Source organism: Propioniciclava sp. LT432 (genome assembly GCF_059515965.1).
Genome location: NZ_JCAKNE010000028.1, coordinates 17,722 through 38,146 on the forward strand (window position 1 = coordinate 17,722; position 20,425 = coordinate 38,146).

General features: G+C 71.3%; 21 protein-coding genes, 1 pseudogene and 2 riboswitches. Of the genes and pseudogenes, 10 read left to right on the forward strand and 12 right to left on the reverse strand.

Features of this window, described 5'->3' with window-relative positions:
* Window positions 1-126: riboswitch (cobalamin riboswitch) on the reverse strand.
* A 72-nt stretch (window positions 127-198) separates the two neighbouring features.
* Entirely contained in the window at window positions 199-924 is a 726-nt protein-coding gene (locus AC5YDV_RS15405) for a cobalt-precorrin-6A reductase (RefSeq protein WP_496184358.1), read from the forward strand.
* Here the strand turns inward: AC5YDV_RS15405 and cobA are convergent.
* Window positions 902-1,654 carry a uroporphyrinogen-III C-methyltransferase gene (cobA, locus tag AC5YDV_RS15410; protein ID WP_496184359.1) on the reverse strand — a complete coding sequence of 251 codons (753 nt, stop codon included), beginning with the start codon at window positions 1,652-1,654 and terminating at the stop codon, window positions 902-904. The genes AC5YDV_RS15405 and cobA overlap by 23 nt on opposite strands.
* A 42-nt stretch (window positions 1,655-1,696) precedes the next feature.
* Between cobA and cbiT the strand changes: the two genes are divergently transcribed.
* On the forward strand, window positions 1,697-2,266 hold the full coding sequence (gene cbiT / locus AC5YDV_RS15415; protein WP_496184360.1) for a precorrin-6Y C5,15-methyltransferase (decarboxylating) subunit CbiT: 570 nt from the start codon (window positions 1,697-1,699) through the stop codon (window positions 2,264-2,266).
* On the opposite strand, the gene AC5YDV_RS15420 is transcribed toward cbiT, so the two are convergent.
* From AC5YDV_RS15420 to AC5YDV_RS15435, 4 genes are read right to left on the reverse strand one after another with little or no spacing between them, the layout of a single operon-like run.
* The gene (locus AC5YDV_RS15420) at window positions 2,241-3,080 is read right to left on the reverse strand and encodes an energy-coupling factor ABC transporter ATP-binding protein (RefSeq protein WP_496184401.1); all 840 of its coding nucleotides are present in this window, start codon (window positions 3,078-3,080) and stop codon (window positions 2,241-2,243) included. The two genes, cbiT and AC5YDV_RS15420, sit on opposite strands and share 26 nt — an antisense overlap.
* Window positions 3,065-3,853 carry a cobalt ECF transporter T component CbiQ gene (gene cbiQ, locus AC5YDV_RS15425; protein ID WP_496184361.1) on the reverse strand — a complete coding sequence of 263 codons (789 nt, stop codon included), beginning with the start codon at window positions 3,851-3,853 and terminating at the stop codon, window positions 3,065-3,067. The genes AC5YDV_RS15420 and cbiQ overlap by 16 nt, the downstream gene beginning before the upstream one ends.
* On the reverse strand, window positions 3,853-4,218 hold the full coding sequence (locus AC5YDV_RS15430; protein WP_496184362.1) for an energy-coupling factor ABC transporter substrate-binding protein: 366 nt from the start codon (window positions 4,216-4,218) through the stop codon (window positions 3,853-3,855). The genes cbiQ and AC5YDV_RS15430 overlap by 1 nt, the downstream gene beginning before the upstream one ends.
* Complete coding sequence (locus AC5YDV_RS15435; RefSeq protein WP_496192521.1) at window positions 4,211-4,891, reverse strand: energy-coupling factor ABC transporter permease; 681 nt, start codon at window positions 4,889-4,891, stop codon at window positions 4,211-4,213. Before AC5YDV_RS15435 ends, AC5YDV_RS15430 begins: the two co-directional genes overlap by 8 nt.
* A 226-nt stretch (window positions 4,892-5,117) precedes the next feature.
* Window positions 5,118-5,347, forward strand: a riboswitch (cobalamin riboswitch).
* 18 nt (window positions 5,348-5,365) lie between these two features.
* On the opposite strand from AC5YDV_RS15435, the gene nrdH reads away from it, so the two are divergent.
* From nrdH to AC5YDV_RS15475, 8 genes are read left to right on the forward strand one after another with little or no spacing between them, the layout of a single operon-like run.
* Entirely contained in the window at window positions 5,366-5,611 is a 246-nt protein-coding gene (gene nrdH, locus AC5YDV_RS15440; RefSeq protein ID WP_496184364.1) for a glutaredoxin-like protein NrdH, read from the forward strand.
* 15 nt (window positions 5,612-5,626) lie between these two features.
* Window positions 5,627-6,013: a class Ib ribonucleoside-diphosphate reductase assembly flavoprotein NrdI gene (nrdI, locus tag AC5YDV_RS15445; protein WP_496184365.1), complete on the forward strand. Its 387-nt coding sequence runs from the start codon at window positions 5,627-5,629 to the stop codon at window positions 6,011-6,013.
* The gene (nrdE, locus tag AC5YDV_RS15450) at window positions 6,010-8,166 is read left to right on the forward strand and encodes a class 1b ribonucleoside-diphosphate reductase subunit alpha (protein WP_496184366.1); all 2,157 of its coding nucleotides are present in this window, start codon (window positions 6,010-6,012) and stop codon (window positions 8,164-8,166) included. The genes nrdI and nrdE overlap by 4 nt, the downstream gene beginning before the upstream one ends.
* An 18-nt stretch (window positions 8,167-8,184) precedes the next feature.
* Entirely contained in the window at window positions 8,185-9,159 is a 975-nt protein-coding gene (gene nrdF / locus AC5YDV_RS15455) for a class 1b ribonucleoside-diphosphate reductase subunit beta (RefSeq protein ID WP_496184367.1), read from the forward strand.
* A gap of 1 nt (window position 9,160) precedes the next feature.
* Window positions 9,161-10,357 (forward strand): cobalamin-independent methionine synthase II family protein, encoded by a 1,197-nt coding sequence (locus AC5YDV_RS15460; protein WP_496184368.1) that lies wholly within the window; start codon window positions 9,161-9,163, stop codon window positions 10,355-10,357.
* A 44-nt stretch (window positions 10,358-10,401) separates the two neighbouring features.
* Complete coding sequence (locus AC5YDV_RS15465; RefSeq protein ID WP_496184369.1) at window positions 10,402-10,632, forward strand: hypothetical protein; 231 nt, start codon at window positions 10,402-10,404, stop codon at window positions 10,630-10,632.
* A 15-nt stretch (window positions 10,633-10,647) separates the two neighbouring features.
* On the forward strand, window positions 10,648-11,241 hold the full coding sequence (locus AC5YDV_RS15470) for an EamA family transporter (RefSeq protein ID WP_496184370.1): 594 nt from the start codon (window positions 10,648-10,650) through the stop codon (window positions 11,239-11,241).
* Window positions 11,241-11,468: a hypothetical protein gene (locus tag AC5YDV_RS15475; protein WP_496184371.1), complete on the forward strand. Its 228-nt coding sequence runs from the start codon at window positions 11,241-11,243 to the stop codon at window positions 11,466-11,468. The genes AC5YDV_RS15470 and AC5YDV_RS15475 overlap by 1 nt, the downstream gene beginning before the upstream one ends.
* 38 nt (window positions 11,469-11,506) lie before the next feature.
* On the opposite strand, the gene cobF is transcribed toward AC5YDV_RS15475, so the two are convergent.
* The 7 genes and pseudogenes from cobF to AC5YDV_RS15510 all read right to left on the reverse strand — a co-directional run bounded on the left by cobF (window position 11,507) and on the right by AC5YDV_RS15510 (window position 19,950).
* Window positions 11,507-12,304 (reverse strand): precorrin-6A synthase (deacetylating), encoded by a 798-nt coding sequence (cobF, locus tag AC5YDV_RS15480; protein WP_496184372.1) that lies wholly within the window; start codon window positions 12,302-12,304, stop codon window positions 11,507-11,509.
* On the reverse strand, window positions 12,301-13,020 hold the full coding sequence (locus tag AC5YDV_RS15485; protein ID WP_496184402.1) for a precorrin-8X methylmutase: 720 nt from the start codon (window positions 13,018-13,020) through the stop codon (window positions 12,301-12,303). The genes cobF and AC5YDV_RS15485 overlap by 4 nt, the downstream gene beginning before the upstream one ends.
* A pseudogene (locus AC5YDV_RS15490) lies at window positions 13,003-14,214 on the reverse strand (CbiX/SirB N-terminal domain-containing protein); the annotation flags it as partial. The gene AC5YDV_RS15485 and the pseudogene AC5YDV_RS15490, both read right to left, overlap by 18 nt.
* A gap of 1 nt (window position 14,215) precedes the next feature.
* A complete protein-coding gene (gene cobJ / locus AC5YDV_RS15495) occupies window positions 14,216-16,660 on the reverse strand; it encodes a precorrin-3B C(17)-methyltransferase (RefSeq protein WP_496184373.1) in 2,445 nt (814 codons plus the stop codon).
* Window positions 16,657-17,469 carry a precorrin-4 C(11)-methyltransferase gene (gene cobM / locus AC5YDV_RS15500; RefSeq protein ID WP_496184374.1) on the reverse strand — a complete coding sequence of 271 codons (813 nt, stop codon included), beginning with the start codon at window positions 17,467-17,469 and terminating at the stop codon, window positions 16,657-16,659. Before cobM ends, cobJ begins: the two co-directional genes overlap by 4 nt.
* Window positions 17,466-18,206 (reverse strand): precorrin-2 C(20)-methyltransferase, encoded by a 741-nt coding sequence (cobI, locus tag AC5YDV_RS15505; protein WP_496184375.1) that lies wholly within the window; start codon window positions 18,204-18,206, stop codon window positions 17,466-17,468. Before cobI ends, cobM begins: the two co-directional genes overlap by 4 nt.
* A 502-nt stretch (window positions 18,207-18,708) precedes the next feature.
* On the reverse strand, window positions 18,709-19,950 hold the full coding sequence (locus AC5YDV_RS15510; RefSeq protein ID WP_496184376.1) for an IS256 family transposase: 1,242 nt from the start codon (window positions 19,948-19,950) through the stop codon (window positions 18,709-18,711).
* Window positions 19,951-20,425: the final 475 nt, after the last annotated feature.

Sequence of the window (20,425 nt, forward strand, 5' to 3'; positions counted from 1 at the left end):
ATTCAGCGCGTCACGCGGGCGACCGGACTTGCCTCGAAGGGGCTCACCGTTGCGGGACAGTGTCGGATTCACACCGACTTCGCCGCGGGGCGCGCCGCTCACCCTACCAGCGCCGTACCCCTGCGCCGCGCCCTCCGCTCGGCCCTCCGCTGGGCCCCTTCGCGCGCTCTCCGCCGCGACCCTGCCATGCTGGGGCCCATGCGTGTGCTGGTGCTGGGTGGGACGGCCGAGGGGGCGGCCGTGGCCGCCGCGCTGGTGCAGGCCGGGCATGACGTCACGACGTCGGTGGCCGGGCGCACCGCCGAGGCCCGCGCGGGCGGGGTGGGGGTGGTCACCGGCGGGTTCGGCGGCCCCGAGGGGCTCGCGTCGTGGCTCGTCGGCCACGGCATCGGGGCGGTGGTCGACGCCACGCACCCGTTCGCCGCCCGGATGACGCGCAACGTCGTGGCCGCTGCCGCCGCGAGCCGGACGCCCGTGCTTCGGCTCGATCGCCCCGGCTGGTCGACACACCCTGACGCGGACAGTTGGCTGTGGGTGACCGACCACGACGCAGCCGCGCGGGTGGCGTCCGGGCGGGGCCGGGTGCTGCTCACCGTGGGCCGGCAGCCCCTGCCCCACTACGCCGCGCTGCCCGACGTTCTCGCCCGCGTCGCGGAGGATCCCGGGCTGCCCACCCGGCCCGGCTGGCGGATCCTGGCCGACCGCGGCCCGTTCGCGCTCGCGGAGGAGCGCGCGTTGCTGGCGTCGGAGGGCATCGGGGTGCTGGTCACCAAGGATTCTGGCGGCGACCACACCGCAGCCAAGCTCGACGCGGCGGCTGAGGAGGGCGTGGCCGTGGTGGTCGTCCGGCGCCCGGAGCTGCCGGCCGGCCTCGCAACCGTCCCCGACGTAGCCGGCGTGCTCAGCTGGTTGGCAGCGCGCTGAGGTCCAGACCGGCCACGTCCCCGATCACCGTGATGGCGGGCGGTCGGACGCCGCGGGCTTCGGCGTCGGCAGCGATGGTCGCCACCGTTCCGCGGACCACCTGCATGTCGGGTCGGTATGCCCCGGCGACGACGATGGCCGGCGTCGCGGCGGGCAGACCGCCGCGCGTGAGGGCGTCGGTGATCGCAGCGAGGTGCTTAACGCCCATCAGGATGACCAGCGTGGTCTGCACGCGCGCGAGGGCCTCCCAGTCGAGGGTGCTGCGCGGGTCACCGGGAGGGACATGCCCCGACACCACCGTGAACCCCTGCGACAAGGTGCGGTGGGTGACCGGGACGCCGGCCAGCGACGGCCCCGCCACGGCGGATGTCACGCCCGGCACCACCCGCACCGGGACGCCGGCCTCGGCGCAGGCGAGGGCCTCCTCCCCGCCGCGGCCGAACACGTAGGGGTCGCCGCCCTTGAGCCGGACCACCCGCTTCCCGGCCTGCGCCGCCGCCACGAGCAGGGCGTTGATCTCGTCCTGGGGCGTACCCGGGCCGCGGGGGGTCTTGCCCACGTTGACGACCTCGACGCCCGGCGGCACCAGGTCGGTCACGTCGGGGGCCAGGTGGTCGGTGTAGATCACATCGGCCGCCTGCAGCGCCCGCAGCCCGGCCACGGTGAGCAGGTCGGGGTCACCAGGACCGCCGCCCACGAGTGTGACGGTGCCGGGTTCGGCTGGGTTCATCAGGTTCTCCTCGGTGCAGGGGGGACAGCTAGGGTCGAGCGCGTGGATGACGACTGGGGCGCGACGCCCGGCCTGCCCGACGAGGCCTTCGAGCACGACGGGCTGATCACCAAGCGGCACCAGCGGGCCAGCGCGTTCGCGTTCCTGCGCCCCCACCCCGGTGAGCTGTTGTGGGACATCGGTGCCGGTTCGGGCGCCATGGCGATCGAGTGGGCCCGCGCCGGACTGGGCGCCCGCGCGATCGGGCTCGAACGCAACCCCGAGCGGGCCGCGCGCGCCCGCGGCAACGTCGAGCGGCTCGCGCCCGGTGCCGTCGAGATCCTCGAGGGGGACGCCGCGGCATTGGTCGGCTCGCTCCCCGCTCCCGATGCGGTGTTCGTGGGTGGCGGGGCGACCAGCGGCGTGATCGACGCGGCGTGGGCCGCGCTGCGTCCCGGCGGACGCATCGTCGTGCACGGCGTCACGGTGGAGACCGAGGCGCTGTTGGTCGACGCCTTCCGTGCCCACGGCGGGCAGCTGGCCCGGCTCGGCGTTGAAGTCGCCGAACCCATCGGCCGCTTCCTGGGCTGGACGCCCCTGCGCGCGGTCACCCAGTGGTCCTGTTCCCGCTGAGCCCTGCGTCAAGGAGCGTCGCGACGTCGTCCAGAGTGCGGGGGCGACCCGGCAGGCCCAGCCGCGCGGCGAGGGCCAGGGGCCACGGGGAGAGCAGGCGCGCGCGGACCAGCAGCGCTGCGTCGGCGAGCACCTCAGCGCTCGGCCCTTGGGTGACCTCGCCGGCGCACACCACGGCCGCCTCGTCGGCCCAGGCCAGCGCGAAGTCGACATCGTGGGTGGCCACCACCAAGGCCGTTCCGCGGGAGTGCAACAGCTCGAGCGTGGCCCGCGTCTCGGCGACCCCCACCGGGTCGAGCCCGGCGGTGGGCTCGTCGAGCAGGAGCACGCTCGGGCGCATGGCGACCGCCCCGGCCAGCGCCACGCGCTTGCGTTCGCCCCATGACAGTTGGTGGGTGGCGCGCTCGGCCAGGTGGGTGATCGACAGCAGGTCGAGGGCCTCGTCGACGCGCTCGCGCGCCTCGGCGTCCGACAAGCCCTGGTTGAGGGGCCCGAAGCTGACGTCGCCGACCACGTCGGCGCTGAACAGCTGGTCGTCGGGATCCTGCAGCACCAACTGCACGGCGCTGCGGTGGGCGCGCAGCGCGGCGCGGGTGTGGTCGAGGGGCACACCGTCGTGCAGGACGGCCCCTGCCGTGGGCCGGTGGGCTCCGGACAGGCACCGCAGCAGGGTCGTCTTCCCCGACCCGTTGGCCCCGAGCAGCGCCAGGCGGCCCCCGTCGGGCAGGCTGAACTGCGCGCCGGTGAGGACGGGTGGGCGGGCCGGGTAGCCGGCCACGAGGTCGCGGGCCCGGAGCATCACGCCACCCACCAGAACAGGGCCCAGGCGGCCCAGATGCCGACGACGACGCAGGCGGCCATGACGAGGAACGACCGCGAGGTCGTGTGGGCCGGCGCGAGGGTGCGCAGGTCGTCGACGTACCCGCGGCCCTCCAACCCGGCCTGCAGGCGCAGGGTGCGGTCACTGGTGCGCATGATCAGGGTTCCCATGGTGTTGGCTGCGTTGCGCAGGCCCCAGGTGAAACGTGCCAGGCCGCGGTGGCTGTTTCCGAGCCGGGCGGTCTGGGCGGCGTGCAGGGCGATCGCCGTGCTCAGGAGCACGAACAGCAGGCGGTAGGTCAGCGAGGCGATCTCGACCAGGGGTGCGGGGATGCCCAGGCGGCGCAACCACCCCAACAGGTCGACCATGGGTGTCGTGGTGGCGAGCAGCATCACGGCGAGGGTGCCGGACACCCCGTGGGCGAAGGCCGACAGCCCGCGCGTTGCGCTGGCGGCATCGGCCCACAGGGGGCCGAGGGTCCAGGCGTCGGTCGAGGGGACGCCGCCCAGCACGAGGGCGACGGACACCCCGCCGATGACCAGGAATGTCAGCGGCGCGGCCATCGCGTAGCCGAGCGCGCGCACCGGGATGCGGGCCGAACCGAGGGCGAGGGCGATCGAGGCCACGGCCACCAGGGGGCTGACCGGCCAGGCCGGGCCGACCAGTGCGGTCAGGACGAGCGCCCCCGACAGCGCCACCTTCTCGGTGACCCGGACGCGCCGCCAGGGGGAATCCCAGGCGGCGTCGTCCAGGGCGTGCAGGTGCATCAGCCGACGGTCTCGGGCTTCTCGACCGCAGACTCGTCACGGGCTGCCTTGCGGCCGCGCAGGTTGCCCAGGGCATAGCCGACCACGCCGGCGCCGAGCGCGGCCTGCAGGGCGAACAGGCCCGACTCGATCTCGCCGGAGCCCGGCTCGAAGATCGGCGAGAACCACGGCTCGTGGCCATTTTCCTCGAGCATGGCGGTGACCTGGGCGTCGGTGCCGCCGAAGGCCTCTTCGTCGGGGTGGTCGGGCCGGGGCGCGACCACGAACGAGAAGGCGAGCACGGCGAACAGTGCGACGAGGAGCAGGGCGGTGGTGACCGGATTGGTCCGGTGGCCCTGGGTGCGGGTGGTCGTGGTCTCAGACATGGGCGGCCTCCTTCGCGGGCGCGTCGATCAGCTTGCGGGCGGCCAGCGCCGGGGCGGCGACCTTGCGCAGGAACTGGAACAGCAGGACGCCGACGATGCCCTCGGCGATGGCGAGGGGGATCTGGGTCAGCGCGAACACCCCGGCGAACTTGCCGAGCGCGCCGAGCAGGTCGGGGTCGGGGTAGGCGAGCGCGAGCTGCGCGCTCGTGACGACGTAGGTCGTCAGGTCGGCGATCGCCATGGCGAAGAACACGCCGACGCTCATCCCAGCACCCAGCTTGCGCAGGAGCACCCAGATGCCGTAGCCGGCCCACGGCCCGGCGATCGCCATGGAGAACACGTTGGCGCCGAGGGTGGTGAGGCCGCCGTGGGCGAGGAGCAGCGCTTGGAAGAGCAGCACCGTGGTGCCCAGGAAGGCCATCACGGGGGGCCGGAACAGGATCGCGCCCGCGCCGGTGCCGGTCGGGTGGGAGGAGGAACCGGTGACGCTCGGGAGCTTGATGGCGCTCAGCACGAACGTGAACGCGCCGGCCGCGGCGAGCAGCAGCTTGTTCTCGGGGCTCTTCTTCGATTCCTCGATGACGGCCTTGGCGCCGTGGATCACGAAGGGGGTGGAGACGGCCGCCCAGGCGATGCAGTGGGTGGCTGGCAGGAAGCCTTCGGCAATGTGCATGCCGCATGCCCTTTCTCGAGATTGCGCGTCTCGATGTGGGTGACGAGGCGAGTTCCTGACTTCGTGCAGCGTGTGCACTTCACAGTGGCGCGACCGTGCCGGCTCTTCCCGGCTTCCTCGGTGACTCGTCGATCTGGTGTTGTGGGGCCAGCGTCTCACATCCCGGTCTCAGGTGGCAGTCCCGGATGCCCGGCGAGACCCGGCATTGACGAATCACACAGGTGTCATTACTGTCCGTTGTGCTGGTTCACGTCATCGACCACAACATGTTGGGGTTGGCGCCGTGAGGCAATAGGGAACCCGGTGTGAATCCGGGACTGCCCCGCAGCGGTGAGAGGGAACGACCGGCGGCATCGAGCACTGGCCCGACAGGGCTGGGAAGCGTCGCCCATTAGACCAACGCCATCTGGCGTCCTGCCCTCGAGTCCGAATACCTGCCAGCGCACAGGTTGACCACTGCTTCGAGGAGAGAGCATGTCGAACGGAATCACCGTCTACAGCAAGCCGTCGTGCGTCCAGTGCACGGCGACCTACCGCGCCCTGGACAAGCTGGGGCTGGACTACGCGGTCATCGACCTCGCCGAGGACGAGGCCGCCCTGCTCGAGGTGATGGCGCTGGGCTACCAGCAGGTCCCGGTCGTCGTCGACGGTGAGGAGCACTGGGCCGGCTTCCGCCCCGACCGCATCAAGGCCGCGGCGCAACGCGTCCGCGTCGCCTAGCCCGCGGCGTCCGCCGTGCGCGTGGTCTACTTCTCGTCGGCGTCCAACACCACCCACCGCTTCGTGCAGAAGCTGGGGGTGGACGCCGACCGCATCCCGCTGCGCCCCGCCGATGAGCCCTTGGTCGCCACCGAGCCGTATGTGCTCGTCGTGCCGACGTATGGGGGCGGCAACGCGCGCGGGGCCGTGCCCAAGCAGGTGATCCGGTTCCTCAACGACCCGGGCAACCGTGCCCTGATTCGCGGGGTCGTCTCCGCGGGCAACACCAACTTCGGCCAGGCGTACTGCCTGGCCGGGGACATCGTGGCCGCCAAGTGCGGCGTCCCCCATCTTGATCGCTTCGAACTCCTCGGGACGCCCGACGACGTCGAGCGCGTCCGCGAAAGGATCCACCACCCATGACCACGCTGCTCACCGACACCGGTCAGGAAGTCGTCGCGAGCGACTCCGCCGACTACCACGCCCTGAACGCGCTGCTGAACCTCTACGACGCCGACGGCAACATCCAGTTCGACGCCGACCGTCAGGCGGCCCGCCAGTACTTCCTGCAGCACGTCAACCAGAACACGGTGTTCTTCCACTCGCTGCGCGAGAAGCTCGACTACCTCGTCGAGGAGGGCTACTACGGGGCCGAGGTGCTGGACCGCTACGACTTCGACTTCATCAAGAGCCTGTTCAAGCGCGCGTACGCGGTGAAGTTCCGCTTCCCGACGTTCATGGGCGCGTTCAAGTACTACACGTCCTACACGCTCAAGACGTTCGACGGGCGCCGCTACCTCGAGCGTTTCGAGGATCGGGCGTGCCTGGTCGCCCTGACGCTGGCGGCCGGCGACCGCGGCCTGGCCGAGCAGGTCGTCGACGAGATCATGGCGGGCCGGTTCCAGCCGGCGACGCCGACGTTCCTCAACGCCGGCAAGGCCCAGCGCGGCGAGCTCGTGTCGTGCTTCTTGCTGCGCATCGAGGACAACATGGAGTCGATCGCACGAGCCATCAACTCCTCGTTGCAGCTCTCCAAGCGCGGCGGTGGGGTGGCGCTGTCGCTGACCAACATCCGCGAGGCCGGGGCACCGATCAAGAAGATCCAGAACCAGTCCTCGGGCGTGATCCCCGTCATGAAGCTGCTCGAGGACTCGTTCAGCTACGCCAACCAGCTCGGTGCCCGCCAGGGTGCTGGGGCGGTCTACCTCAACGCCCACCACCCCGACATCCTCGCCTTCCTCGACACCAAGCGAGAGAACGCTGATGAGAAGATCCGCATCAAGACGCTGTCGCTGGGCGTCGTCGTGCCCGACATCACCTTCGAGCTGGCCCGCCACGACGAGGACATGTACCTGTTCAGCCCCTACGACGTCGAGCGGGTCTACGGCGTGCCGTTCAGCGAGATCTCGGTCACCGAGAAGTACCACGAGATGGTCGACGACAAGAGGATCACCAAGCGCAAGATCAACGCGCGCAAGTTCTTCCAGACCCTGGCCGAGATCCAGTTCGAGTCGGGCTACCCCTACCTCATGTTCGAGGACACGGTGAACCGGGCCAACCCCATCGACGGGCGGGTGACCATGTCGAACCTGTGCTCCGAGATCCTCCAGGTGTCGACCCCGTCGACCTACCGCGAGGACCTGTCCTTCGACCACGTCGGCAAGGACATCTCCTGCAACCTGGGCTCGCTCAACATCGCCCACGCCATGGACTCGCCCGACTTCGGGCGCACCATCGATGTGGCCGTGCGCGCGCTGAGCGCGGTGTCCGACCAGTCGAACATCGCCTGCGCGCCGAGCATCGAACGCGGCAACGCGATGAGCCACGCGATCGGCCTGGGCCAGATGAACCTGCACGGCTACCTCGCCCGCGAGCGCATCCACTACGGCTCGGAGGAGGGCCTGGACTTCACCAATATGTACTTCTACACGGTGACGTTCCACGCGATCGCCGCCTCGTGCCGCCTGGCCCGGGAGCGCGGCGTCCGGTTCGACGGGTTCGAGCGCAGCACGTACGCGACGGGGGAGTACTTCGCCAAGTACATCGACGGCCAGTGGTCACCCCGGACGCCCCGGGTCGCCCAGCTGTTCGCCGACGCCGGCATCCACCTGCCCACGCCCGAGGACTGGCGGGGGTTGGCGTCCGAGGTCGCCGAGCACGGGCTGTACAACCAGAACCTGCAGGCGGTGCCGCCGACCGGGTCGATCAGCTACATCAACCACTCCACCAGCTCGATCCACCCGATCGTGGCGAAGATCGAGATCCGCAAGGAGGGCAAGATCGGCCGCGTCTACTACCCGGCGCCGTTCATGACGAACGACAACCTCGAGTTCTACGCCGACGCCTACGAGATCGGCCCCGAGAAGATCATCGACACCTACGCCGAGGCCACCCAGCACGTCGACCAGGGCCTGTCGCTGACCCTGTTCTTCCCCGACACGGCGACCACGCGCGACATCAACAAGGCGCAGATCTACGCGTGGCGCAAGGGGATCAAGACCCTCTACTACATCCGGCTGCGGCAGCTCGCCCTCGCGGGCACCGAGGTTGACGGCTGCGTCAGCTGCATGCTCTGAATCGACAAGGACGAGACGATGAACGACAAGACCACCCTGCTGCGCGGCGTCCAGGCCATCAACTGGAACCGCATCACCGACGACATCGACGCCGACGTCTGGGACCGGCTGACCAGCAACTTCTGGTTGCCCGAGAAGGTGCCTTTGAGCAACGATGTGCCGTCGTGGCGCACGCTCAAGCCGCACGAACAACTCATGACGACCCGAGTGTTCACCGGCCTGACCATGCTCGACACGATCCAGGGCACCGTCGGTGCGGTGTCGCTGATCCCCGACGCCCGGACGCCCCACGAGGAGGCCGTCTACACCAACATCGCGTTCATGGAGTCGGTGCACGCGAAGAGCTACAGCTCGATCTTCTCGACGCTGATCTCCACCGCTGAGATCGACGACGCGTTCCGGTGGAGCGAGGAGAACGAGGCTCTGCAGCGCAAGGCGCAGATCATCCTGGGCTACTACGAGGGCGAGGACCCCGAGAAGCGCAAGGTCGCGTCGGTGATGCTGGAGTCGTTCCTGTTCTACTCCGGCTTCTATGCGCCGATGTACTGGTCGAGCCGGGCGAAGCTGACCAACACCGCCGACCTGATCCGGTTGATCATCCGCGACGAGGCCGTGCACGGCTACTACATCGGCTACAAGTACCAAAAGGCGCTCGCCGAGGCCGACCAGGCGCGGCGCGACGAGCTGACGGAGTACACCTTCGACCTGCTGCTGGAGCTCTACGACAACGAGGAGACCTATGCCGAGGACCTCTACGACCCGCTCGGCCTGACCGAGGATGTCAAGATGTTCCTGCGCTACAACGCCAACAAGGCCCTGATGAACCTTGGCTACGAGGCGTTGTTCCCCAAGCCGGCGACCGCCGTGTCGCCCGCGATCCTGGCCGCCCTGTCACCGAACGCGGACGAGAACCACGACTTCTTCTCGGGGTCGGGTTCCTCCTATGTGATGGGCAAGGCCGTCAACACCGAAGACGAGGACTGGGACTTCTGACATGACCACCATCCACACCACGACGTCGGGCAGCCTGCCCCGCACGGACGCCCTCATCGCCGCCAACGCGGCCCGCTCGTTCGCCGACGACGGGTTCACCCTGGACACCACCCCCGAGTTCGCCCGGCTCGTCACGGAGGCGGTCGCCGACGTGGTCGCTCGGCAGCGCGACGCCGGCATCACCCTGCTGGGGGACGGCGAGTTCGGTAAGGCGATGTCGAACGCCGTCGACTACGGAGCCTGGTGGTCGTACTCCTTCCAGCGGGTCGGCGGGCTCGAGCTCGGGGAGGTTGACCTGTTCAACCAGCCGGACGCCCCCTCCACACCCGGCAACGTCCGGCTCACCTCGTTCGCGAACCGGCGGGACCGGCAGCGCTTCCCGCGGGTCTACTCCGACCCGGTCGAGGTGGGGGGCGTCGACACCGGCAAGCTCGCCACGGCGTTCCCGTCGACGACGGGGCCCCTCGTGTACACCGGGCAGGACGCCGTGGCCACCGACATCCGCAACCTCCAGGCGGCCCTCCAGCCGGGGGAGCAGGGCTTCCTGACGGCCATCTCGCCCGGCAGTGCGGCCCGCGTGTGGAACCAGCACTACGCCACCGAGGAGGAGCACATCTGGGCGTGGGCCGAGGCGCTGCGCCACGAGTACAAGGCGATCACCGACGCGGGCCTCGTCGTCCAGATCGATGACCCGTCGTTGGCCGAGAACTGGGACCAGGTCACGCCCGAGCCCAGCGTCGCCGACTACCAGAGGTTCACCCAGATCCGTGTCGATGCGCTCAACCATGCGATCGCGGGGTTGCCGGCCGAACTCGTGCGGCTGCACCTGTGCTGGGGTTCCTGGCACGGCCCCCACACCACCGACATCGGCATCGCCGACATCCTGCCGGTCGTCTTGACGGCGAACGTCGGTTCGCTCTCGTTCGAGGCAGCGAACGTCCGCCACGAGCACGAGTGGACGGTGTGGAACGAGGTGGCCTTGCCCGACGACCTCGTCCTGGTTCCGGGGGTGGTCAGCCACGCCACCAACGTGGTCGAGCACCCCGACCTGGTCGCCCAGCGCATCCGCCGGTTCACCGACGCCGTCGGCCCCGACCGCGTCATCGCCTCGACCGACTGCGGGCTGGGCGGGCGCGTCCATGCCGACATCGCGTGGGCCAAGCTCGAGTCCCTCGGCGAAGGTGCGCGGCGCGCCTAGGGTCGCGTCCAGGGCCTCGTGGGGAACGGAGTGATGAGGTGGCGGTGACGGCGTCCGGGCTGCGCCACCACGGCGTCCGGGTGACGCTGCTGGCCGCGGTGCTCTTCGGCGCTGGGACGCCCCTGGCCAAGCTCCTGCTCGGCCAGGTGAGTCCGTGGCTGATGGCGGGGTTGCTCTACTGCGGCTCGGGCTTGGGCCTGGGCCTCGTGCGCCTGGCGGGCCGGCGGGCGCGGGCGCGTGTCCCACGCCCTCTCTTGACCCCGACCGAACGCTAGCTGGTCGCAGGAGCAGTGTTCGCCGGCGGGGTGGTGGGTCCGGTCCTGCTCATGGTGGGGTTGGCGGCCATGCCGGCCTCGGGGGCGTCCCTGCTGCTGAACGCCGAGGCGGTCTTCACGGTCGTCATCGCGTGGGTCGTGTTCCGCGAGAATGTCGGGCGCCGGGTGCTGGTCGGGATGGCCGCCATCGTTGCCGGCGCGGTGTTGCTCGCGGTGCCCACCGGAGCCGAGGTGGGGGCGGTGTGGCCCAGCCTGGCGGTGCTCGGCGCCTGCCTGGCGTGGGGGATCGACAACAACCTCACCGGGCGTGTCGCGCTGGCCGATGCGACGTTGCTGGCCGCCGTGAAGAGCGCGGTCGCCGGCCCCGTGAACCTGGCGCTGGCCTTCGCGCTCGGGGCCACGGTGCCCGCGCCCGCGCTGGTGGGTGCTGCGCTGGCGATCGGGTTCCTCGCCTACGGGGCGAGCCTGGCGTTGTTCATCGTGGGGCTGCGCAGCCTCGGCACCGCGCGGGCGGGCGCCTACTACAGCGTGGCACCCTTCTTCGGGCCGTGCTGGCCGTGGCGCTGGGGGACACTGCGACCTGGTCGCTCGTGGCGGGTGGCGTCCTGATGGCCGTCGGCGTGTGGCTCCACCTGACCGAGACCCATGAGCACACGCATCACCACGCCGCCGTCACCCACACCCACGGGCACAGCCACGATCGCCACCACGACCACGAGCACCCCGACCAGGCCTCGGCGGCCGGCTGGCACGTCCACGAGCACACCCACGCGGAGATGACGCACACGCACGAGCACTATCCCGACGCGCACCACCGCCACGACCACGGAGGATGACCGTGGGCCGGGTCAGGCCAGCAGGGCCAGCGCACTGGTCAGCGGCGTTGGGAGGTGATCGGGGGCTTCTCGCGCCTGAGCAGGTAGGTGTCGAACATCCAGCCCTTGCGGGCAAGGGCCTCGGCGCGCACGGCCAGGATCTCGTCGCTGACCTCGGCGAGGGGGCCGCTGAGCAGGATCTCGCCGGGGGTGCCGAGGTAGGCCCCCCAGAAGATGTGGAGGCCGGTCGGGTCGATGCGCGCGAACGTCTGCTTGCCGTCGAGCATCACGACCACGTCGTCGACGTCGGCGGGCATGCCGTCGGCCAGCAGCCGGGCCGGGGCGATCTGCACCGCCTTGCCCTGACGGTTGAGCGGGATCTGGTGGCGGGCCGCGAGCGCGAGCACGCAGCTGATCCCGGGGATCACCCGCAGTGCTACTGGCGCCTCCGCGGGGGCGGCCGCCTTGAGCTGCTGGGCGATCGCCAGCGTCGACTCGTACAGGCTCGGGTCGCCCCAGACCAGGAACCCGCCGACCTGGCCCGAGCCCAGGTGGGTGGCCACGGCGTCCGACCAAGCGGCGAGCCGCTGCTCGCGCCACCGCCGCACGGCGGCGGGGTAGTCGGGCGTGGTCTGCCATGGGCGCGGCGGGTCGTGCAGCTCGACGACCCGCAGCCCGGACGCCTCGGGCCGGTGCTGGGCGACCAACGAGCGCCGGAAGGCGACCGGCTCGTCGTACTCGTCCTCCTTCACCACGACGAAGAGCATGTCGAGGGCCTTGATCGCCTCGACGGCCTCCAGCGTCAACCAGCCGGGGTCACCCGCGCCGATGCCGATGAGGACGAGCTCGCGGGTCACCGGGCGCGCTCCGTGGCCTCGTTGGTCGTCTCCGCGGCCGAGGCGAGCGCGTTGATCGCAGCCACGGTGAGGGCCGAGCCTCCGCGGCGTCCGAGCACGGTGAGGAACTCCAGGCCGTAGGGGTTCTCGGCCAGCGCCTGCTTGGAGTCGGCTGCCCCGACGAACCCCACCGGGATGCCGATCACCGCCGCCGGCTGGACGCCGGTGTCGCGCACCACCTCGAGCAGCCGGAACAACGCGGTCGGAGCGTTGCCGATCGCCACGACCGCCCCGTTGAGCCGCTCGCGCCACAGCTCGACCGCCGCGGCCGTCTTGGTGGTGCCGAGCTCAGCAGCGAGGTCGGCCAGCCGGGGGTCGCCCAGGTGGCAGACCACCTCGTTGTCGGCGGGCAGCCGGGAGCGGATGATGCCGGTGGCGACCATCGATGCGTCGCACAGGATCGGTGCGCCTGCGCGCAGGGCGTCGCGGCAGGCCGCGGCCACGCCCGGCGACCAGGCCAGCGACCCGGCCAGGTCGGTCTGGGCGGCGGCGTGGATCATCCGCACCGCGACCGGCTCGAGGTCGGCCGGCAGCACCGACAGGTCGGCCTCGTCGCGGATGATCCGGAACGACTCGGCGTAGATGTCCGAGCCCTGCTGGCGGTAGTCGTAGGTCGGCCGCCCGGACGCCCCGGCCTGCGGTTGCGCACCTGCCGCCGCGACCGCACGGACCGCCACATCGCGCAGGGACGCCGACAGGCGCGGGTTGCCGCGGCCGACCACCCCGACGGTGACGGGGCCGGCCACGCCGGTGGCCGGTGTCCAGGCCGACCCGCCGGTCGCGTCGTCGGCGCGCACGCAGAAGGTGCCCGCCCGCTCCGCCGCGGCGGCCACCTCGGCATTGGCCTCGGGAGAGTCGCTGGCGGCCAGGACGTACCAAGCGCCCTCGACGTCGACGGGCTCCACGGGCCGCCGTTCCCAGGTCAGCGCTCCGGCGGCGGCCCACGCCGTGACCCGGCCCGATGCCTCGGGGGCGACCACCGTCACGTCGGCGTCCACCTCGAGCAGCCGGCTGATGCGGCGCGTCGCGACCCGGCCGGCGCCGGCGACCAGCACGCGGCGTCCGCGCAGGTCGAGGCCCGACAGGTACACCGCGGAGCCCTCGCCCTCGTCGAGGTGTTCGGCGGCGGCGCGGTAGCGGTCGATGACGACGTCGGCCAGCGCGTCGCCGGCGCCGATGATGGGCGCGACCCGCACCTCGGCGTCGGGGTGTTCGGCCGCCCAGCGCGCGGACTGGTCGTGCGCCCAGTTCTCCAGCAACCCTGGGAACAGGTAGTGCGGTGCGACCACGATCTTCCGGGCGCCGGTCGAGTACGCCAGCGACAACCCCTCGGCCAGCGTCGGCGACACCACCTGGATGAACGCGTCGGTGACGTAGGCGTAGCCGCCCTCCTCCCACAGCATGCGGCCCAGCCGGGTGTGGTCGGCATTCGCGTCGGGCACCGAGCAGCCGCGCCCCAGGAACACCACGGCGGTCTGGTCGGGCGCCCAGTCACCGAGCACCTCGGCGATCCGCTCGCGGACGGCGGCGCGCAGGCGCGGGTCGGGGCCCAGGTGGTCGGCCAGGGCGATGCGGGCGCCCACAGGGGCGGCGTCGATCGCCTCGGGGATGTCGTCGCGTAGGTGCCCGCCCGCGCCGAGCATCAGCGGCACGACGACCAGCGGCCCGGACGCCGCCAGCTCGGCCAGCGTGGCGTCCAGGGGTGGGTCGGTGAGCTCGATGAAGGCATCCCTCACCACGACGTCGGGCAGCTTGCTCGCGACCAGCGCCGTGAGTGCGCGTGCGGCGTCCTGCCCCGCGGGGAGGCGGGTGCCGTGCGCGGCGATGAGCAGGGCGGGCGGGGTCGGCACGGTGGCGTCCTTCACGGTCATGTCAGCAATTCCCCTTCGGGAGGGTTCCATCGAGCCAGGTGTAGTCGCGCGGGGTCACCATCACCTGGCCGTCGGCGCCGGTGGGCACCAGCACGGTCTTCGACGACCCCACGATGACGATCGAGTGCATGTCGACCCACGTCGGGTCGAAGTCGGCCAGCGGCGCGATGCGGTGGTTCTCGTTCGCGCGCGAGGCATCCTGCACGACCGCCACCGGGGTGGTGGGGGGCCGGTGGGCGCCCAGGATCTCCAGCGCCCGGGGCAGGTGCATCACCCGCTTCTTGCTGCGCGGGTTGTACAGGGCCACGACGAAGTCGCCCTCGGCGGCGGCCTGCAGCCGCTGCTCGATGACCGGCCACGGCGTGTGCAGGTCGCTCAACGAGATCGTCACGTGGTCGTGCCCCAGCGGGGCGCCCAGGATCGCGGACGCCGCGAGCTCGGCCGTCACGCCCGGCACCACCTGCACGTCGACGCCCTCGGTGCCCTTCTCCAGAAGCGGCGAGGCCATCGCGTAGATCGCCGGGTCGCCGCCACACACCAGCGACACCGACCGCCCCTCGCGGGCCTGGGCGATCGCGAACTCGATGCGGTGCTCCTCGGTGCCCATGCCGATGGCCAGCACATCGGTGCCGGGCCGCAGCAGGTGCCGGATCTGCGCGACATAGGGGCGGTAGCCGACCACGACGCTCGAGGCGCGCAGCACGTTCCGGGCGCGGGGGGTCAGCAGGTCGTCCGCACCCGGGCCCAGGCCGACGACGGCCAGCGTGCCCAGCGGCGCGAGGCGTCCGATGGCGACGGTCGCGTCGGGGTTCTTCCGCTTCTCCACGACGAGCTGGGCGCCGTGGGCGATCACGGATGCCTCCGCGACGCTCGGCGTCCCGACCGCTTGGTCGGCGTGGGCCGACGGGTTGGGGACCGCAATCGCCGCGAGCGTCTCGGCCGGGTACGTGACGAACGGGACGCCCAGGCGCCCAGCCAACGCGATGAGCCCGGCCTCGTCGGCCTTGGCGTCGACGCTGGTCAAAGCGGTCACGGATGCCTGCGCCAGCCCCTCCTCGGCCAGGACCTGCTCCAGCAGACCGGCCAACACGTCGACCGACGTCCCGCGGTTGCAGCCCATGCCCACCACGAGGCTGCCCGGGTGCAGCGTCACGGTCGGCAGGTCGCCGTCGGCGGGGACGGCGTCCGAGACCACGATGCGCGCGACGGGCTCGCCGAGGTCGGGCAGCTCGGAGGTGTGCGTGCCGCGCCGCTCGACCCGGGCCACGCCGGGCTCGCGCACGTTCGTCGGCAAGGCCGGCAGCGGCCACGGCTGGGTGCGGACGAGTTCGACCGGCGATCCGTCCAGCAGGGCACGCGTCACGCCGGCGAGGTCGCCGGAGGTCGGCCAGCCGAGGGTGTCCAAGCCGGGCACGCCCGTCACGTCGGTGGCGGTGGTCACCACCGGGGTGGCGCCCAGGGCGTCCGCGACGCGCACGGCGAGGTCGTTGGCGCCGCCGACGTGCCCGCCCACCAGCGGGACGACGAAGCGCCCCGCCTCGTCGACGACGACCACCGCGGGGTCGGTTTTCTTGTCGGCCAAAAGCGGGGCGATGAGGCGGGTCGTCGCGCCGAGGGCGAGGTGGCTGATGATGAGGTCGCACTCGGCCCAGGCGGCGGCGAGGTGGTCGCCGGCGCGGCCGTCGTAGCGCCGGGTGGCGCCCAGGGCGGCGTCGATGGTGTCGGCGTGCGCGCGGGCGGCGGCCGAGTTGGTGAGCTGGCCCACGACGTCACCGCCCCGGTGGCGTTCGGCCGGCTCCGGCGCGCTGGTGCCCGCGATGCCGTGCTGGGTGCCGAGGGCGGCCGGGTCGTCGGGGTGGTGGGCGAGCACGAGCACGACGTGCGGCTGGGCCGGGTCGGTGACGCGCAACGCCTCGGCCTCGTTCAACACCCGCACCCGCTCGTCGGCCTCGCCGAGCCGCTCGGCCAGCACGTACCAGCGGCCCAGGCCGGTGGTCGCCGCGACGACCTGCGGCAGCCCCGTGAGGTGGTCGGTGAGGACGCCGACCTTCGGGTGCTCCCCGCACGCGCGCAGCGCCGGGGCGGGGTCGTTGCCGTGGGCGCTGACGAGCAGGGCGTCGTCCCAGGGCAGCGCGACGGCGGCGAACGCGGCCTGCAGCGACCCGACCTCGGGCACCACGCGCACGGCCAGCCCGGCGGCGCGCAGCCGGCGTACCACGCCGTAGAACAAGGGGTCCCCGGACGCCACCACCACGGCTTCGTCGCCCTCCGGCAGCGCCACGAGAGCGTCGATCGCGGGCTGGAGCGGGCCGAGCTCGACCCGCCGCTCGGTCGGGACGTCGAGCGCGTCGAGGTGCCGGCGTCCGCCGACCACGAGCGCGGCCGAGGCCGCGGCGTCCGTGAGGGTGGCGCTGGAGTGGCCGAGGTAGCCGAAGACGGTGATCATGCGTGGGCGCCCTTCTCCCGCAGGTCGGCGGCGGCGGCCGGGTCGGCCGCGCGGTACTCGTGGCGGAAGCCGGGGTGGTAGAGGTGGCTGCGCTTCTCGACGGGAGCCTCTGCGAGGGCAGGGCCGACGAGGATGACGGTGTGCTTCCAGAACTTGTGGTCCTTCATGGTGGCCGACAACTCGTCGAGGCGGCACCGCAGCAGCACCTGGTCGGGCCAGCTCACCTTGTGCCCGATGATGACCGGGGTGTCGGGCGGGTAGCCGCCGGCCAGCAGTTCCTCCTGCAGGGCCTTGTTGCGGGCCGCCGACAGGTAGAGCGCCATCGTGGTGCCGTGCCGGGCGAACTCCCGGACGTGCTCGCGCGGGGGCATCGGCGTCCGGCCGCCCTCGAGGCGGGTGAGGATGAGAGATTGGGCGACCTCGGGCAGCGTGATCTCGACCTCGGCCGCGGCGGCCGCCGCGGAGAAGGCCGACACGCCCGGGATCGACTCGAACGCGACGCCCACCGCCCGGCACACGTCGCGCTGCTCGGCGGTGGCCCCGTAGATGGCAGGGTCGCCGGTGTGCACCCGGGCCACCAGCAGGCCCTCGTCGCGGGCGCGTTCGTAGAGCGGGGTGATCGCTTCGAGCGAGGCCGACGCCGAGTCGACCAGCTCGGCGCCGGGCTTGTGCCCGGCCACGATCTCGGGGCTGACCAGCGAGGACGCCCAGATGATGATGTCGGCCTCGGCGATGGCCCGCGCGCCGCGCAGGGTGATGAGGTCGGGGGCCCCGGGGCCTGCGCCGACAAAGACGACCTTGCCGCTCACAGCCTGCCTCCGGTGCTCGTGCGGGTGGGGGTGATCAGCGCGGCGCCGAAGTACGGCGCGTCGTCGAAGTCTGCGGCGCGGCCGAGGCGTTCGTCGGGCAGGCCGACGTCGATCCCGACCACGTGCTCGCCACCGCTCTGCTCGAGGTGGTCGCGCAGGGCGGCGAAGTGGCGCCCGATCTTGTAAGCCACGACGGTGCCGCCCGGGTGTGCGTCGAGGGCGTGGGTGACGTCGTCCAGGCCGTGCTTCATCGTGACGAGGGTCAGGCTCTCGTCGCCCTCGACGAGCGGGGTTCTGGACGCCGCGGCCAACGCCTGCATCGCCGTGATGCCGGGCACCACCTCGACCGCCGTGTCGGGCAGCGCCTCCAGCACCCCGGCGGCCAGGTAGCTGAACGTGGAGTAGACGCTCGGGTCGCCGATCGTGGCGAAGGCCACCGTGGTCGCACCGGCATCGAACGCGGCCCGGGTCTCGGCGGCGGACGTCTCCCAAGCGGCGGCGCGACGTCGGGTCACGCCGGTGCGGTCGCCCATGCTGAAGGGCACGCGGCGGACGCGGGGGGCGGCGTCCGGACAGGCGGCGAGCACGATGCGTTCGGCGCGCCCCGGGCCGTCGCCGGACGCCTCGGTGCTCGGGACCAGCACCACGTCAGCGGTGGAGAGAATGCGGTGCGCTCGCAGGGTCAGCAACTCCGGATCGCCCGGGCCGACGCCCACTCCGATCAAGCGGCGGGTCATCGCGTGCCTTTCCGGCCCCTGCAGCGGAGGCCCGTCCAGAAGGGCGTCGAGGACAGGCGACCGGGCTCGTCCGCACCTCTGGGGGAGTTCTGCGGCATCACCGTTGCGCGACAGCGTCGGGATCACACCGACTTCGCTGGCAGCGACGCGCCGACCGCACAGGCCGGCGGAGCCAACCTACCACCGGGCATGCGCGCCAGGACCAGCCGGGCATTCAACGGTCAACTCGCAGCAGGTGGTTGGATTCGGGCTCGGCGGATGGTGAGATAGAAGCTCGGCAGATGGTTAGGTACAAGCTCGGCAGGTGGTGCGAGCGGGGCTCGGTCGAGCCCAGCGTCCGGCTGTCTCATGGGTTCCAGACTTCGTGGCACTTGCGTCGCATCAGCCCGCTTCGGACTTCTTTGACACGCTTGACTGCTGGTCGGGGGAGTGTCGCGTTGGGGTGAACTTGATGAACTCGGAGGTCAAGTCCAGCGGGGTGGTGTACGGGGGATTCTTCGTTTCATGCGGTGAGGGCGGTGGGTTCCTCCTGTTCGGTGGTGCCGGGGATGAGGGTGAGGCGGGCCTTCTTCAATAGTTCGAGGCCGAGGTAGCGGCGGCCTTCGGCCCATTCGTCGTGTTGCTCGGCCAGGACAGCGCCAACCAGTCGGATGATGCTGTCGCGGTTGGGAAAGATCCCCACCACGTCGGTACGCCGGCGGATCTCCTTGTTCAACCGCTCGTTGGGGTTGTTGGACCACACCTGCCGCCACACCCCTTGCGGAAAGTTGGTGAAGGCGAGGACCTCGTCGCGGGCGTGCTCGAGGTGGTCGTGGACGGCGGGGAGTTTGTTGGCTGCGACCTCGGCCAGGAGCCGGTCGTACTGGGCGTGCACCGCGTCGGGGTCGGCCTGGTCGAACACCGAATGCAGCCACGCCTTCACTGCTGGCCAGGCGTGCTTGGGGCACACGCTCATCAGGTTCGCGGTGTAGTGAGTACGGCAGCGTTGCCACGACGCACCGGGCAGGGTCGCCCCGATCGCCTCCACGAGTCCGCTGTGCGCATCCGATGTGACCAGGGCGACGCCGGTCAGGCCGCGGGCCACCAGGTCCTTGAAGAAGGTCAGCCAACCAGCATGTGACTCACTCGTGGACACCGAAACGCCTAGTACTTCGCGGTAGCCATCGTTGTTGACGCCGGTGGCGACCATGACGGCGACCTTGACCACCCGGCCGCCCTCACGGACGCGCATGGTGAGGGCGTCGGCCGCCACGAACGTGTACGGGCCGGCGTCCAACGGTCGGTTGCGGAAGTCGGCGACCAGCTGGTCGAGCTCTTGGGCCATCACGCTGACCACGGACTTCGACAGGCCGGTGATCCCGAGCGCTTTGACGAGCTTGTCCATCCGCCGGGTCGACACGCCCAGCAGGTAGCAGGTCGCCACCACCGACACGAGGGCTTGCTCGGAGCGACGTTGCCGGGCCAGCAGCCACTCGGGGAAGAACGAGCCCTCGCTCAGCTTCGGCACAGCGACATCCAACGTGCCGAGGCGGGTGTCGAGGTCGCGGTGGCGGTAGCCGTTGCGCCGGTTCACCCGGGCCTCATCCGTGACGCCGTAGGGGGCGCCGCAGACTTGGTCGGCCTGGGCAGACAGGATCGTGTTCACGAACCCTTCCAACAGTTCGCGGAGCAGGTCCGGGGAGGACTGGCCCAAGATCTGGTTCAGGAACTGGGCGGGGTCGTCGATACTGGGAACAGCGGTCATCGGTAGTGCCTTTCCTTCGAGTTGGTTGTGAGAGATCTCTCGAAGAATCACCCGGTGACCGCCCCTACGTTCGGAGCGACACGGTCACGATCACCGGGTCGTACACCACTGTGCTGGACTCAGCTCGACCGCCGTGCGACCGTGCAGGTCGACCAAGCGATGCGAGTGTCCGACGGCCGGACAGACGCCCGACTGGGGGTGACGAGGGGGGATGAGCATCGGCAACTCCGAACGGGAGCAAGCCCGCCCTGAGAGGCGGGACGAGCACGGGGGTGGTGGCCCGACTGGGTGTGTCGACGATCCCAACACACCGGCGCCGCGTGCGCAAGCATCCACCCGCCCCGCCATGGGCAGGCGGAGGTCGCCACCACGCCAGTCCGATGCACTTGCAGCTCTTCTCGGAGAAGTCCACGTGCCCTCGGTGTCCTTGGAGTGCCGGTTGCTGCGCATAGGGGGGTGAGGACTTATCGAGTGA